Source organism: Kitasatospora sp. NPDC054768, assembly GCF_053612025.1.
On record NZ_JBSHBN010000016.1, the window covers coordinates 51124 to 64630 of the forward strand.

Annotated in this window: 13 protein-coding genes; 4 read left to right on the plus strand and 9 right to left on the minus strand. The window is 74.3% G+C overall.

Annotation, left to right across the window (positions count from 1 at the left end):
* Positions 1–41 precede the first annotated feature (41 nt).
* Positions 42–971 (minus strand): hypothetical protein, encoded by a 930-nt coding sequence (locus ACWGKU_RS07370; RefSeq protein WP_452177936.1) that lies wholly within the window; start codon positions 969–971, stop codon positions 42–44.
* A gap of 124 nt (positions 972–1095) precedes the next feature.
* Here ACWGKU_RS07370 and ACWGKU_RS07375 point away from each other — a divergent pair, with 124 nt between their 5' ends.
* Positions 1096–1467 carry a YbjQ family protein gene (locus ACWGKU_RS07375; protein ID WP_359900518.1) on the plus strand — a complete coding sequence of 124 codons (372 nt, stop codon included), beginning with the start codon at positions 1096–1098 and terminating at the stop codon, positions 1465–1467.
* Between the two features lie 156 nt (positions 1468–1623).
* Entirely contained in the window at positions 1624–2757 is a 1134-nt protein-coding gene (locus ACWGKU_RS07380) for an NAD(P)-binding domain-containing protein (RefSeq protein WP_452177937.1), read from the plus strand.
* Positions 2758–2763: 6 nt separating this feature from the next.
* On the opposite strand, the gene paaE is transcribed toward ACWGKU_RS07380, so the two are convergent.
* The 8 genes from paaE to ACWGKU_RS07420 form a co-directional block, all read right to left on the minus strand.
* Complete coding sequence (paaE, locus tag ACWGKU_RS07385) at positions 2764–3987, minus strand: 1,2-phenylacetyl-CoA epoxidase subunit PaaE (protein ID WP_452177938.1); 1224 nt, start codon at positions 3985–3987, stop codon at positions 2764–2766.
* A complete protein-coding gene (gene paaD, locus ACWGKU_RS07390) occupies positions 3988–4635 on the minus strand; it encodes a 1,2-phenylacetyl-CoA epoxidase subunit PaaD (protein WP_452177939.1) in 648 nt (215 codons plus the stop codon). It lies immediately after the preceding gene.
* On the minus strand, positions 4629–5567 hold the full coding sequence (paaC, locus tag ACWGKU_RS07395) for a 1,2-phenylacetyl-CoA epoxidase subunit PaaC (protein WP_380537955.1): 939 nt from the start codon (positions 5565–5567) through the stop codon (positions 4629–4631). Before paaC ends, paaD begins: the two co-directional genes overlap by 7 nt.
* A gap of 13 nt (positions 5568–5580) precedes the next feature.
* Positions 5581–5898: a 1,2-phenylacetyl-CoA epoxidase subunit PaaB gene (gene paaB / locus ACWGKU_RS07400; RefSeq protein ID WP_359900510.1), complete on the minus strand. Its 318-nt coding sequence runs from the start codon at positions 5896–5898 to the stop codon at positions 5581–5583.
* Complete coding sequence (gene paaA, locus ACWGKU_RS07405) at positions 5895–7043, minus strand: 1,2-phenylacetyl-CoA epoxidase subunit PaaA (protein ID WP_452177940.1); 1149 nt, start codon at positions 7041–7043, stop codon at positions 5895–5897. Before paaA ends, paaB begins: the two co-directional genes overlap by 4 nt.
* 224 nt (positions 7044–7267) lie before the next feature.
* Positions 7268–8944 carry a M20 family metallopeptidase gene (locus ACWGKU_RS07410; RefSeq protein ID WP_452177941.1) on the minus strand — a complete coding sequence of 559 codons (1677 nt, stop codon included), beginning with the start codon at positions 8942–8944 and terminating at the stop codon, positions 7268–7270.
* A gap of 856 nt (positions 8945–9800) precedes the next feature.
* The gene (locus ACWGKU_RS07415) at positions 9801–10460 is read right to left on the minus strand and encodes a response regulator transcription factor (RefSeq protein ID WP_359900504.1); all 660 of its coding nucleotides are present in this window, start codon (positions 10458–10460) and stop codon (positions 9801–9803) included.
* On the minus strand, positions 10457–11956 hold the full coding sequence (locus ACWGKU_RS07420; RefSeq protein ID WP_452177942.1) for a histidine kinase: 1500 nt from the start codon (positions 11954–11956) through the stop codon (positions 10457–10459). The genes ACWGKU_RS07415 and ACWGKU_RS07420 overlap by 4 nt, the downstream gene beginning before the upstream one ends.
* A 197-nt stretch (positions 11957–12153) precedes the next feature.
* Here ACWGKU_RS07420 and ACWGKU_RS07425 point away from each other — a divergent pair, with 197 nt between their 5' ends.
* Both ACWGKU_RS07425 and ACWGKU_RS07430 read left to right on the plus strand, forming a co-directional pair.
* Complete coding sequence (locus tag ACWGKU_RS07425) at positions 12154–13080, plus strand: class I SAM-dependent methyltransferase (protein WP_452177943.1); 927 nt, start codon at positions 12154–12156, stop codon at positions 13078–13080.
* 9 nt (positions 13081–13089) lie between these two features.
* Positions 13090–13392, plus strand: a complete 303-nt coding sequence (locus tag ACWGKU_RS07430) for a GNAT family N-acetyltransferase (protein WP_452177944.1) — start codon at positions 13090–13092, stop codon at positions 13390–13392.
* Positions 13393–13507: the final 115 nt, after the last annotated feature.

The following is a 13507-nucleotide window of genomic DNA, read 5'->3' on the forward strand; positions in this document are numbered from 1 at the left end:
CGCCCCAGTGCCCGACGCCCGCCCTACGGCGCAGCGCCCCGTCAGCGCCGGTAGCCGCGCTGCGGGTCCCGCTCCTCGGCGTCCTCGTACATCAGGAACCAGCCCTCCGGGTGGGTGGCCGCCAGCAGCACCTCCGTGCGCTGCTCCGCCCCCAGCTCCGGATCGCCGTCGTCCGGCCCGTAGACCCCGAACAGTTCGTCGTGGCAGCCGTCCCAGTCGTAGTCGTACAGGTCGGCCGGGAGGTCGCCCATCATGTCCGCCACCGACTCGGGCTGGGCGCCGAGCAGCGTCCGGGCGTCCACCAGGGCCATCCGCAGCGCCACGTCCTCGGCCAGGCAGCGTGGCAGCGGCCACTCGCCGAGCGCGAGGTCGTCGGCGAGGTCGTCGAAGGCCCGGGCCATCGCGCGGCGCCAGCTCCGGTGCATCCGCCAGGTGCGTTCGGGGAGCCGGGCGAAGACCGTCCAGTCCGCGTCCTCGCCGTCGACGATCGCCTCGTCCCCGTGCTCGTCGAAGTCGTCGTACGCGGCGTCGGCCAGGCCTATCAGCTGGGCGTGGAGCAGGCAGGCGGTGCGCGGGGTGAGCGTCCAGTCCGCGCCCGCGCCGCCGTCCTCCTCGTCGCCCTCCAGCGGGAACAGGTCGGCGAAGTCCGGTGTGAAGTCCTCCGTGACGCTGATCTCCAGCGTCCCGCCCATCGCCTCGACCCCGGGGATGGCGGCCACCAGCCGGTCCGGATGCAGCAGCGCGCCGAGCGCCGCGTTGGCGTCCTCGGCGATCTCGCGCAGCAGTTCGCGACGCTGGCCGGCCGGGTCGATGCCGTCGAAGTCCAGCTCCTCGACGGCCCTGATCGCGGCCGCGCGCAGGGCCGGCCAGTCGGTGATCCGCAGGCCCAGCACCACCGTCGCCTCGATCTCCTGCGCGCCGGAGTCCTCCGCCGCGCCCGGCCCCTGTGGATGATCGCTTCGCTCGCCCATGGGGCTAACGGTACGGCCTTTCGGCCCCCCGATCACCGGTCCGGACCAGCTTCCGGAAGCGTTCTCGGCCACCGCCCGGCCACGCCTCGGTCACTCGGACGCAGGAACTGGCAGGATGCGTCCCATGGCTGACATCAACGAGTACGGCGGCGGGCAGGGCCCGAACGCCGACGTCCTGGTCGTGACCACCAACGACATCCCCGGCTTCCGGGTCGACCACGTGATCGGCGAGGTCTTCGGGCTGACCGTGCGCAGCCGCCACCTCGGGAGCCAGATCGGTGCCGGTCTGAAGTCGCTGATCGGCGGCGAGCTGCGCGGTCTGACGAAGACCCTGGTCGAGAGCCGCAACGAGGCCATGCAGCGGCTGGTCGAGCAGACCAAGGCGCGCGGCGGCAACGCCGTCCTGATGATGCGCTTCGACGTCACGGAGGCGGCCGACGTCGGCACCGAGGTCTGCGCCTACGGCACCGCCGCGGTCATCTCCCCGCTCTCCTGACGCTCCTCAGCGCCTGCTCCTGCTCCTCCACATCCGCGCCTTCGCGCCTCCGCCCGCGCACTCCCGTTCGCGACCACCGTTCGCTCCTCCACGGACGCCGGCGGAGCCCCGGCGGGACGACGGGAACAGCCGTCGACCCCCTGATGTTTCAGCGGCGTGACTGTTTACGGTGCAACGAACAGCGTTCCGGAACGCGTGGACGTCCTGGTGGTGGGTGCCGGGCAGGCAGGCCTTTCCGCCGCCTACCACCTGGGCCGCCGCGGTTTCGCCCCGTACCGGGCGGGCGTCGACGGCGGTTTCGTCGTCCTCGACGCCAACGCCGTCCCCGGGGGCGCCTGGGCGCACCGCTCGCCGTCCCTGCGGATGGCCACCGTGCACGGCGTCCACGACCTCCCCGACGCCGAACTCCCGCCGCCGGACCCCGGGGCCCCCGCGCGCGAGGTGGTGCCGGAGTACTTCGCAGCGTACGAGGTCCGGCACGCGCTCCCGGTCGTACGCCCGGTCACGGTGCGTGCCGTTCGCGCCGAGTCCGAACGACCGGACGCCCGGCTGCTGGTCGAGACCGACCACGGTGTCTGGTCCACCCGCGCACTGATCAACGCCACCGGCACCTGGACCCGGCCCTTCCTCCCGCACTACCCCGGTCACTTCGCGGGCCGCCAGCTGCACTACGCCGAGTACCGCGGTCCCGAGGAGTTCGCGGGCCGGCGCGTGCTGGTGGTCGGTGGTGGCGCCTCGGCCGTGCAGGTGCTGTCGGAGGTCGCCGCCGTCGGCGAGACGGTGTGGGTCACCCGCGCCGAACCCCTGTACCACGACGGACCGTTCACCCCGGAGTACGGGCGCGCGGTGGTCGCCAAGGTCGAGGAGCGGGTCCGGCAGGGCCTGCCGGTGCGCAGCGTGGTCAGCGTAACCGGGCTCGGCCCGTCCGTCGCCCTCCGGCGTGCCCAGGAGCTGGGCGCGCTGCGCCGCCGCCCGATGTTCGACCGCCTGACCGAGCACGGGGTCGCCTGGGGCCACGAGGAGCTGGCGGTGGACGCGATCGTCTGGGCCACCGGCTTCCGGCCCGAGGTCGGGCACCTCGCCCCGCTCGGGCTGCGCTCCCCCGGCGGCGGGATCGCCCTCACCGGCACCCGCGCCACTGCCGACCCGCGCGTCCACCTGGTCGGCTACGGTCCGTCCGCCAGTACCGTCGGCGCCAACCGGGCCGGCCGCGCGGCCGTCAACGACCTGGTCAAGCTGCTCGGGGACCCGGCGCTCGCGGACCGGACCGCGGAGCCCGCCGCCGTCTGAGCTCGCTCAGCGGTCGTAGTCGACGGTCACCCGGTCGGTGAGCGGGCGGGCCTGGCAGGTCAGGACGTACCCGGCGGCCAGCTCCTTCTCCTCCAGGGCGAAGTTGCGGCGCATCTCCACCTCGCCCTCGGTGACCAGGGCGCGGCAGGTGCCGCAGACTCCGCCCTTGCAGGCGAACGGCAGGTCGGGCCGGGAGCGCTGGGCGCCGTCCAGGATCGAGCGGTCGCGCGGGAGGCAGAGCGTGCTGCCGCGGCCGTCGAGCACGACGGTCACCTCGCTCTGCGGGCCCGACCCGCCGTCGGCCGAGGCGTCCGTCCGTTCCCAGTCCTCGTCGCGCTCCGGGAGCGGCTCGTCCTCGGCGTGGAACAGCTCCTGGTGCACCCGCTCGCCCGGCACGTCCAGTTCGGCGAGCAGGTCCTTGGCCCCGGTGACCATGCCGAACGGGCCGCACAGCCACCAGTGCCCGACGCTCCCGACGTCCACCAGCGCCGCCAGCAGCGCGCGTACCCGCTCCGGGTCCAGCCGGCCGCTGAGCAGCTCGGCGTCCCTGGTCTCCCGGGAGAGCACGTGGACCAGCTGGAAGCGGCCGAGGTAGCGGTCCTTGAGGTCGGCCAGCTCGTCCGCGAACATCACGGTGTCGCTGCGCCGGTTGCCGTAGAGCAGGGTGACGGTGGAGCTGAGGTCGGCGGCCAGCACGGAGGCGGCGATCGACAGCATCGGGGTGATGCCGGAGCCCGCCGCGAGCAGCACGTGGTCGGCCGGAACCCCGAGCTCGGGGGTGAACAGACCGGACGGCGTCAGCACCTCCACCTCCTCGCCGGGCTTCGCCTCGCGCACCAGCCAGCGCGAGAACAACCCGCCGGGCACCTCCCGGACGGCGATCCGCAGCGGCCCGCCGACCGGGGCGCAGATCGAGTACGAGCGGCGCTCGTCGGCGCCGTCCACCAGCTTGCGCAGGGTCAGGGTCTGCCCGGGGCGGAAGGCGTACTCCTCCGCCAGCCCGTCCGGCACCGCGAAGGTCACCGCGACGGCGTCCTCGCAGAGCCGCTCGACCCGGTCGATCCGCAACCGGTGGAAGGTCGGACGGCGGGCGGGGCGGATGCCGGTCGCGGACCCGGTGTCGACGGACGCGGAGACCACGGACCCGGTGTCGACGGACCCGGTGTCGACGGGCGTGGGAACAGCGGCGGCGGGAACGGCGGAGCCGGCGGCGGCGGAAGCGGCGGGCATTCAGATCTCCTTGACGCGTTCGAACGGCTCGCGGCAGGCCCGGCAGCGCCAGAGCGCCTTGCAGGCGGTGGAACCGAAGCGGGACAGCTCCTCCGTGTCGGTCCCGCCGCACTGCGGGCACGGCACGGGGGGAACGGTGCCCGGCCCGGCCGTGATCGGGGCTCCGGAGCGGGTCGGGCCCAGCGTGAGCGCCACCGGTCCGGCCGCGGCCGCGACGGCGGCGGTCGGGCGCGGTGGGGCGATGCCCGCCTCGGCGAGCTTGCGGCGGCCCTCGGCGGTGATCAGGTCGGTGGACCACGGCGGGTCCAGCCGCAGCCGCACCCGGACGTCCGGGTAGCCGGCCGCGCGCAGCCGGCGGTCCACGTCGGTGGCCATCTCGGCGACGGCGGGGCAGCCCGAGTAGGTCGGGGTCAGCCAGGCGGTGACGGTACCGCTGCCGCCGTCCACCTCGACCCCGGCCAGGACGCCCAGGTCGGCCAGGGTGAGCATGGGCAGCTCCGGGTCCGGGACGGCCGCGGCGACGGCCCAGGCCACGTCGCGGGTCGTCGGTTCCGCCGCGCCCGCCTTGCCCGCCGTACCCGTCGCGACCTCGTCGGTCACGATGCCGTCGGTCGCCACGTCATTGGTCACCACGTCGTTGGTCACCATGTCGCCCCCGGGTGGGCTCGGGCCAGCACCTGGAGCTCGGCGAGCAGCGGGCCGAGCGCCTCGGTGTGCACGCCGTCCCGGCCGGCCCGGCCGAGGACGGTGGCCAGCGGCGGCGCGTCCGGCAGGGTCAGCCCGGCCTCGGCGAGGACGGCGGTGAGCGAGCGCAGCACCGGTTCGCGCAGGGTCGCCGGGTCGACACCCGCCCGCAGCTCCACCGGGTGCGCCGTGAACAGCTCCTCCAGCAGCGGCCAGACCGCGTCCAGCCCGGCCTGCATCCGCTCGGCCGAGTACGGCGTGCCGTCACCGAGACGAAGCGTCCAGGCCGTCGCGTACTCCCGGTGGTAGGCGAGCTCCTTGACACCCCGGGTCGCGACCGCGGCCAGCACCGGATCGGGGTGCGCGCTCAGCGCCTCGTACAGGGCGCCGCGCGCGGTGGCGAACAGCAACAGCCGGGCGATCGAGTACGCGAAGTCGCCGTTCGACGTCTCCACCAGGCGGACGTTGCGGAACTCGTGCTCCTCGCGCCAGTACGCCAGGTCGTCCTCGGTACGGCCGGTGCCGTCCGCCTGCCCGGCCCGGGTGAGCAGCAGACGGGCCTGGCCGAGCAGGTCGAGGCCCAGGTTGGCGAGCGCGACCTCCTCCTCCAGCTCGGGCGCCCGGGTGCACCACTCGATCAGCCGCTGTGCGAGGACCAGGGCGTCGTCGCCCAGCATCTGGCAGTAGGCGGCGAGGTCGGCGCCGTCCAGACCGGCGGGCAGCGTGGTGTCCACGCCGAGCAGCGGGTCGGCGAAGCCCGTCCCGTACGCCCAGCGGCCCTCGCCCTCGGGTCCGGGGGCGGCGTCGGCGAGGCTGAGGTAGACGTGGTCGTCCTGGCCGCCGCCCGGGCCGGCGCCGGTGGTGGTTCCGGTGGTGGAGGTGGTGTGGTCGTGCACGGTGGCTCCCCCGTCAGATGTGCGGGACATCCTCGGGGATGTCGTAGAAGGTCGGGTGGCGGTAGACCTTGTCGCCGCTGGGATCGAAGAACGGGTCGCGCTCGTCCGGGGTGGAGGCGGTGATCGCGTCCGAGCGGACCACCCAGAGGCTCACGCCCTCGTTGCGCCGGGTGTACAGGTCGCGGGCGGCGAGCAGCGCCATCCGGTCGTCGGCGGCGTGCAGCGAACCGACGTGGACGTGGTTCAGCCCCCGCCGGGGGCGCACGAACACCTCGTACAGCGGCCAGCCGGCCTTGGACCCGGCCGGGGAGCCAACCTGGGGCTCGGTCACTTTCCGTTCTCCTGTTCGGTGGCTTCGGTGAGTCCGGGGGCTTGGTCGGCTCCGGCGGCTCCGGCGGTTTCGGCGGCCTCGGCGGCTCCGGCGGTTTCGGCAGCCTCGGCGGCGCGCTTGGCCGCGTAGGCGACGGCGGCCTCGCGCACCCAGGTGCCGTCCTCGTGGGCGGCACGGCGGCGGTCGATCCGCTGGGCGTTGCAGGGGCCCTGGCCGTGGATGACCCTGGTCAGCTCGGACCAGTCCGGCTCACCGAAGTCCCAACCGCCGCGCTCCTCGTTCCAGCGCAGCTCCGGGTCCGGGAGCGTGACCCCCAGGTGCTCGGCCTGCGGGACGGTCATGTCGACGAACCGCCGGCGCAGCTCGTCGTTGCTGTGCCGTTTGATCCGCCAGGCCATCGAGCGGGCGCTGTTCGGCGAGTCGGAGTCCGAGGGGCCGAACATCATCAGCGACGGCCACCACCAGCGGTCCACCGCGTCCTGGACCATCCGGCGCTGGGCCTCGGTGCCGCGCATCAGCGTCATCAGGAGCTCGTAGCCCTGGCGCTGGTGGAAGGACTCCTCCTTGCAGATCCGCACCATCGCGCGGGCGTACGGGCCGTAGCTGCACCGGCAGAGCGGGACCTGGTTGCAGATCGCGGCGCCGTCCACCAGCCAGCCGATCACCCCGACGTCGGCGAAGCTGAGGGTCGGGTAGTTGAAGATCGAGGAGTACTTCTGGCGGCCGGAGATCAGCTTCTCGGTGAGCTCGGCGCGGTCGACGCCGAGGGTCTCGGCGGCGGCGTAGAGGTAGAGGCCGTGACCGGCCTCGTCCTGGGCCTTGGCAAGCAGGATGGCCTTGCGGCGCAGGGACGGCGCCCGGGTCAGCCAGTTGCCCTCGGGCTGCATGCCGATGATCTCGGAGTGTGCGTGCTGGGCGATCTGGCGGATCAGGGTGGCCCGGTAGGCGTCGGGCATCCAGTCCCTGGGCTCGATCCGCTGCTCAGCGGCGACGACCGCCTCGAACCGGTCCTCCGGCGTCTGCGCGGGGACCGCCTCGGCCACCTCTGCTGTCACCACAGTCCCCTCTCGTGTCCTGCCCGTCCTGCCCGGTCGGTTGCCGGAGCGCCCGATCAACCAACCGACTGACCGTTCGGTCGGTACCATTCTGCGCAGCGGGGCGGAGGGATGGCAAGGTGCGAAACAGATAACAGCTGACAGATTCTGAAATCTGTCAGCTGTTATCTGTCGGCTGTCATCTGTTCGCCGGCGTCCGTCTACTGCATACCGTCCACTGCTGTCGGCCGTCCGCTGTCAGCTGTCAGCTGTCAGCTGTCAGCTGTCTGCTTCCGGCTGTCAGCTGCCGACCGTCAGCGGCTCACCGCAACGCCTCACCCCTCCGCGCGGTCACGCAGTCGCGGCAGCGGAACGGCGAGCAGCGCCGCCAGCAGGGCGATCCGGGGGGCGATCTGGTCGAGCCGGATGTATTCGTGCCGGGCATGGGCCCCGGCACCGACCGCCCCGAAGCCGTCCAGGGTCGGAAGCCCGCGCGAGCCCGGCAGGTTGGTGTCCCCCGCCCCGCCCGCCGGACCGCCGTCCAGCTGCTGACCGAGAACCGCGGCGAGCGAACGCACGTGCCGCAGCAGCGGGTTGCCGGTCCGCTCGGGCCAGGCCGGACGACTGGACAGCACCTCCGTACGAACCCGGGCACCCGGACGCAACGGGGCGAGCCGGGCAAGGTCGTCGAGCGTGCGGCGCTGCGCCTCGACGGTGGCGAAGCGCAGCCCCAACTCGGCCTCGGCCCGACCGGCGACCACGTTGGCACGCGAACCACCACTGATCCGACCGGCGTTCAGCTCGGTGCCGGGCTGGCCGGCGAGGTCCCGCACCACCACGAGCTGGTCCACCAGCTCGTCGACCGCGGACACCCCGTCGTGGGCGTCGTTGCCCGCATGCGCCTCGCGACCGGTCACGGTGAGCCGCACCCGGGTGCTGCCGCGCCGCGCGGTCTTCAACCGACCGTCGGGGTGCGGTGGTTCGAGCCCCAGGACCGCCGCGGCGCCGCGCAACTGGCGCTCGACCAGGCGCCGCCCGTCCGGGCTGCCCACCTCCTCGTCGGACACCACGACCAGGCGGACGGTCCGGTGCGGGCGCTCGCCCAGGTCCACGAGCAGCGACAACGCGCTCTCCAGGACGGCGAGTCCACCCTTCATATCGACCACGCCGGGGCCGGTGAGCCGGCCGTCCTGCTCGGTCACCGGCCAGTCCGCGAGGGTGCCGACCGGCCAGACGGTGTCGTGGTGCCCGACGATCAGCAGGTGCGGCAGGGACTCGTCCCGGCCCTCCCACTCCAGCACGAGGTGGTCCCCGGCCGGTCCGGGCTCACGCCGGGCGGTGGCACCGGTGGCACGGAAGCCGGCCGCCAACTCCTCGGCGAGGGCGTCGAGTCTGGGCGCGTCCCCGCTGGGGGACTCGATCCGCGCCAGATCGGCACAGCGCCGCCGGACTGCTCCGGCGAGGGTACGGGCCCGGGCGCTGAGCGCCTGCGGCACACCGGGAAGCGCCGTGATGACGGTGGAGGCCCCGGGGGTGGCGGTGGCGGCCGGGCCCGCCGTGGGCTTTCCGGCCGTGCTCCTCGGCACCGCGGTCGTCGCCACCGCGTTCTTCGCGACGACGGCCTTGGCAAGGGACGACTTCGTGAGGGCGGACTTGGCCACCGCGGCCTTGGCTGCCGTGGTCTTGGCCGCTGCGGTCTTGGTCGCTGCGGTCTTGGCGCCGGCTGCCGTGGTCACGGCGGTCTTCGCCGCGCCGGTCGCTACCGCGGCGGCCTGAGCCGAGGCGGCCGGAACCGCAGTGGCCTGAGCCGCAGCGGCAGTTGCGGTGCCGGTGGTGGCGCCCGCAGCGGTGGCGGTACCGGTGGCGCCGACGGTGGTGGCGGCAGTGGTGGTGGTCGCGGTGGTCGCGGCGAGGGTCTCGCCGTCGGTGGCGGCCGGGACGGTGACCGGCGTCGGGTCGGGTTCCACGGCGGCGCCCGGCACGGCGGGCGCCCCGACGATCTGGGGACTCAACGCTCGCCTCCGCGACCACCGCCGGTATACAGCGGCCGTACCGGCCGACCGCTCCCACCCGGGTACCAGGCCCGGCCGGACCGCACCGGTCGGCCGGGGTGATGGGCGGCCCACCGGATCGGCCCGTCTGGCCCAAGTACGGTGGAACGGCTGGGCGGCGTGCTTGGCATGTGCGTCCTCCTCGCTCGATCCGGGGGCCCCGGTCCGCCCGGAGCCCCCGTGGACGGTGGCCTCCCGGCAGCGGGCGCAATGGCCGGACCGCCGCAGGGAAGCCGAGATGTGAGCCTAGAAGAACCGTTCGGTTTCCTGCGAGGTGGCCCTGCTCCCAGCGTGCCGGTACCGGGCCCCGCTTCGGAGGCCGCCCGTCCACGATCGGCGCGGGCGCTCGGCGCGCGGGCCTGGATCGGCGCGCGGACGCGGTCGCCGGATCGCGCCCATCTCCACCATGGACCCGCCGCCCGAGTTCGGCAGCGCAAACGGCCAAGGCACGGCAATTCCACGCCGGATGGGTGACAGCGGCTCAGCATGCGATACGAACCGGGAGCACGCGGCGGCTCAGGGAAGCCCGCTGCCCCGCCCACCCCGACTCCGGGGGAACGTCCGGGGAACACCCGCGTGAACACCGGCCGGTGCCGTGCCCCGGTGTGCCCCTCCGAGCCTCGACGTGCCTCGGTTGCCCGCCCGGACACGACAGGGCGGCACCCCTGCACGGCGGGAGGGCGCCGGGGTGGGCGGAGAGCTCCGGGTACGGCGGGAGCAGGCCCGGCACGGACGTGCACGAATGTGTGCGAGCGTGCGCGACCGACCGGAACCCCGGTGCGCGGTCCCGGCCGCAGTCGCTCCCCGCCGTTCGTCCTCAGCCACCGTCGCCCACCAGCCCGGCGTCGCGTGCGAGCAGCGCCGCCTGGACCCGGTTGCCGACACCGAGCCCGGTCAGGATCCGGCTGACATGCGCCTTGACGGTGCTCTCGCGCATTCCGAGCACGCCCGCGATCTCGGCATTGGAGAGGCCGTCGGCGAGTTCGCGCAGCACGTCGGTCTCCCGCGGGGTGAGTCCGGCGACCCGGTGACGGGCGGCCACCGACCGGGGTGCCCCGACCCGGTGGTAGCGGTCGATCAGCCGCCGCGCGGCCGCCGGGTGCAGCATCCCCTGACCGCCCGCGACGACGTGGACGGCCCGGGCGATCTCCGCGGGCGGGGTGTCCTTGAGCAGGAAGCCGTCCGCCCCGGCCGCGAGTGCCTGGTACACGTACTCGTCCAGATCGAAGGTGGTGAGGGCGATGACCCGCGGGCCGTCCGGGAGTTCGCGCAGCCGCCGAGTGGCGGCGATCCCGTCGAGCCGGGGCATCCGGATGTCCATCAGCGCGACGTCGATCCGCCGGCTTCCGGCGATTTCGACGGCTTGCAGCCCGTCGGCGGCCTCGGCGACCACGGTGAGTGCCGGGTCCTGGGCCAGGAGGTCGACCAGGCCGAGGCGAACCAGCGCGTCGTCGTCGACCACCATTGTTCGGATCATGCGGCACCCTTCGGCTGCTGCTTCGGTTCCTGCTCCGGTTCCATCGAACGCTCCGGTTCCATCGGCTGCTCCGGTCCCGTCGATCGCTCCGGTCCCGTGGATCGCTCCGGGTGGTGCGCCCCTTGCACCCGTTCCTGCGACTGCCGTGCCCCTCGTATTCCTTGCCCGGGTCTCCCCTGTCCGGATCCCCCCTGCCTCGGCCCCGGCCCCGGAGACGCCCGCGCCGGGTCCGACGGCGCGCGCCCCGGTGGTGGCGGCGAACCCTCGCCCGGGGCGGGAGCCGGGTCGGGCACCAGCTGCGGCGGGCGGTCCGGCGCGGGCAACCGGGCGGAGAGCCGGAAGCCGCCGCCACCCTCCGGACCGGCGTCTAGGTGGCCGCCGAGGGCCTCGACCCGTTCGGCCAGCCCGACCAGCCCGTACCCGCCGCCGGCACCCGGCCCGTCCGGCATCGCCTCGCCCGGGCCGTTGCGGACCTCGACCGTCGTCGCCGGCGCCCCGTAGCCGACCCGGACGGTGACGGGCGCGGCGTGCGCGTACTTGCGGGCGTTGGTCAGCGCCTCCTGGACCAGCCTGTGCACGGCCAGCCGGTGGGTGGTCGGGATGGTCTCCGGGTCTCCCGAGAGGGCGAGTTCGACCCGTTGGCCGGCCTGGTTCGCCTCGCCGACGAGTTCGGTGAGGTCGCGCAGGGCGGGCGCCGGGACGCTCCCGGCCTCGGCCGGCACGGGCGGATCGCCTCCCGCTGCGTGCGGGGCCGGAGGGTCGGCCCGCAGCGCGCCCAGGACGTCGCGCAGATCGTCGAGCGATCGGGCGGCGGTGGTGCGCAGCAGTTCGAGTCGGTGGGTGAGGCGGTCGGTGTCCGCGGCGACGGTGCCGGCCCTGGCCTGGTCGCGCAGCACCCCGGCGTGCAGCACCAGGAGGCTGAGCCGGTGGGCCAGCACGTCGTGCATCTCCCGGGCGATCCGGGCGCGTTCGGCGGCTCGGGCCTGGTCGGCACGCAGCTCGCGCTCGCGGCGCAGCGCGTCGACCTGCTCGTGCAGGGTGCGGATCAGCACCCGTCTGCCGTGCAGCCACAGGGCGACCGCCAGGACGGCGGCCTGGACGAGGAGTTGGGACCCGGCGGTGCCGGCCCAGCCGATCAGCGAATTCGCACCCGCCGCACTGCCCACCACGATGGCCGCGCCGCCCGCCACCGCCGGGCCGGTCCGGCCCAGGTAGGCGAGGTGGAAGACGCTGAACAGGCCGGGGAAGGCCCGGTTGAACGACCCGCCGGTGAGCACCGGCAGCACGGCCGAGGCCACCGGGTAGCGGCGGGCGAAGACGAGCGAGAGCGCGGCGAGCGCGGCAACGACCGTGCGCGGCAGGCGCAGTGGACCGTCGGAGCGCGTCCACTGGGCCAACGCCTCCTCGATGCCCAGGCCGAGCACTCCGAGCAGCAACAAGGTATCGGTCCCGGCCCGGTGGTCCGGCCCGTACCAGCCGAGCACACTCCTGCGCATGACGCTCCTCCTTTCCTCTTCCCCCGCCCCGAAAGCTCTCCGCACGTTCGGTGTTCGGTACCTCGGGCTCGATGCTAGGGGCGCTCGACCGTGGAGCACCTCTGTCTTCCGGGTAACCGCACCCTCGACTTTCGTCGGGGGTCGGCGCCACTGACCGGCCGATTCGCGGCGGCCCCGTGCTGCCTAGCGTCGAGGGCATGACCAGTGAACGGCTCCACCACGGCCCCAAGTCCCTTTCCCCCCGGTACGGTTCGTCCGCCGGCGGGGACCGCCTGCTGTTCCTCGCCGAGGCCCTGCGCACCTTCCACGACACCGGCGCGCTGGCCCCGAGCGGCCCTGAGCTGGTGAACGCGCTGGTGGTACCGGTCACCAGCCGCCCGAACCGTCCGATCTCGGTGCTGGAGGTCGGCGCCGGAACGGGCGTGGTGACCCGCCGGCTCGCCCGAGTGCTGCGCCCGGGCGACCGGTTGCACGTCGTCGAGGCCAACCCGCGGTTCGCGGAGCGGCTCCGGGAGGACCCCGTCCTGGCCGCGCGCCACCCCGGCATCGGGCTGCGGCTGTCGGCCTGCCGGGTCGAGGAGCTTCCGGAGTCCCGTACGGCGGAGCCGGAGGGGGCCCGGCCGGAGGACTGCACGCAGCGGTACGACGCGATCGTGTCCGGGCTGCCGTTCACCAACTTCGAGCCCGCGCGGGTGCGCGACATCCTCGACCTCTACCTGCGGCTGCTGGCGCCCGGCGGCGAGCTGACGTACTTCGGGTACCTCGGCACGACGACGGCGCGCACCCTCACCTCGGGCCCCCGCCGGGGCGCCCGCCACCGGGCGGTGGTGCGGCTGCTGCGGGGGTTCGAGGCGGCGTACGGCCTGGGCGAGCGCACGGTGTGGCGCAACGTGCCGCCCGCCCGTGCCTACCTGCTGCGGGCGCCGGGCGGACGCGAGGCCTGGGCGCCGGTCGGGAGCGCGGCCGGTGAGCCGACGGCCGCCGCGAAGAAGACATGGACGGAGCGGGCGGAGGCGGAGACGGAGGGGACGGGTACGGGGACGACCGGCGATCGACGGGCGGGGCGGCCCCGGTCGCCCGATGACGGACCGGGGCCGGGCCCGGCCGCGGCTCTCCGGCGGTGAGGAGCCTCGATGACCCTCTCGGTACGTGACGTGGAAGCCCGCAACCGCTTCGAGGCCTGGGAGGACGACCGGCCGACGGGCTTCGCCGAGTACCTGCGCGGCGACCAGCTGGTGGTCTATCCGCACACCGTGGTCGAGCCCGCCTTCGAGGGCCGGGGCATCGGCAGTGCGCTGGCCCGCGCAGCCCTGGACGACGCCCGCGCCCGAGGCCTGGCCGTGCTGGCGACCTGCCCCTTCATCAAGGGCTGGATGCTCCGCCACCCCGAGTTCACCGATTTCGCGTACGACACCCGCAGCCGGGTCGCCCGCTGACGGCCGGCGGGCAGCCGTGCCGCGACTGTTCGGGCAGCTGCGGCGGGGTGGCTGATCCAGGGGGCGTTCGTCCGAACAAATGACAACAGACAGAGTTCAACTTTCAGATAACAGA

Bases quoted from the DNA above. Each gene is read 5' to 3' on its own strand.
- ACWGKU_RS07375 (WP_359900518.1), top strand. From the start codon at position 1,096: ATGGCTGACATCAACGAGTACGGCGGCGGGCAGGGCCCGAACGCCGAC.
- ACWGKU_RS07425 (WP_452177943.1), top strand. From the start codon at position 12,154: ATGACCAGTGAACGGCTCCACCACGGCCCCAAGTCCCTTTCCCCCCGG.
- paaE (WP_452177938.1), bottom strand. From the start codon at position 3,987: ATGCCCGCCGCTTCCGCCGCCGCCGGCTCCGCCGTTCCCGCCGCCGCT.
- ACWGKU_RS07420 (WP_452177942.1), bottom strand. From the start codon at position 11,956: ATGCGCAGGAGTGTGCTCGGCTGGTACGGGCCGGACCACCGGGCCGGG.
- paaA (WP_452177940.1), bottom strand. From the start codon at position 7,043: ATGGTACCGACCGAACGGTCAGTCGGTTGGTTGATCGGGCGCTCCGGC.
- paaD (WP_452177939.1), bottom strand. From the start codon at position 4,635: ATGGTGACCAACGACGTGGTGACCAATGACGTGGCGACCGACGGCATC.
- ACWGKU_RS07415 (WP_359900504.1), bottom strand. From the start codon at position 10,460: ATGATCCGAACAATGGTGGTCGACGACGACGCGCTGGTTCGCCTCGGC.
- ACWGKU_RS07370 (WP_452177936.1), bottom strand. From the start codon at position 971: ATGGGCGAGCGAAGCGATCATCCACAGGGGCCGGGCGCGGCGGAGGAC.
- ACWGKU_RS07430 (WP_452177944.1), top strand. From the start codon at position 13,090: ATGACCCTCTCGGTACGTGACGTGGAAGCCCGCAACCGCTTCGAGGCC.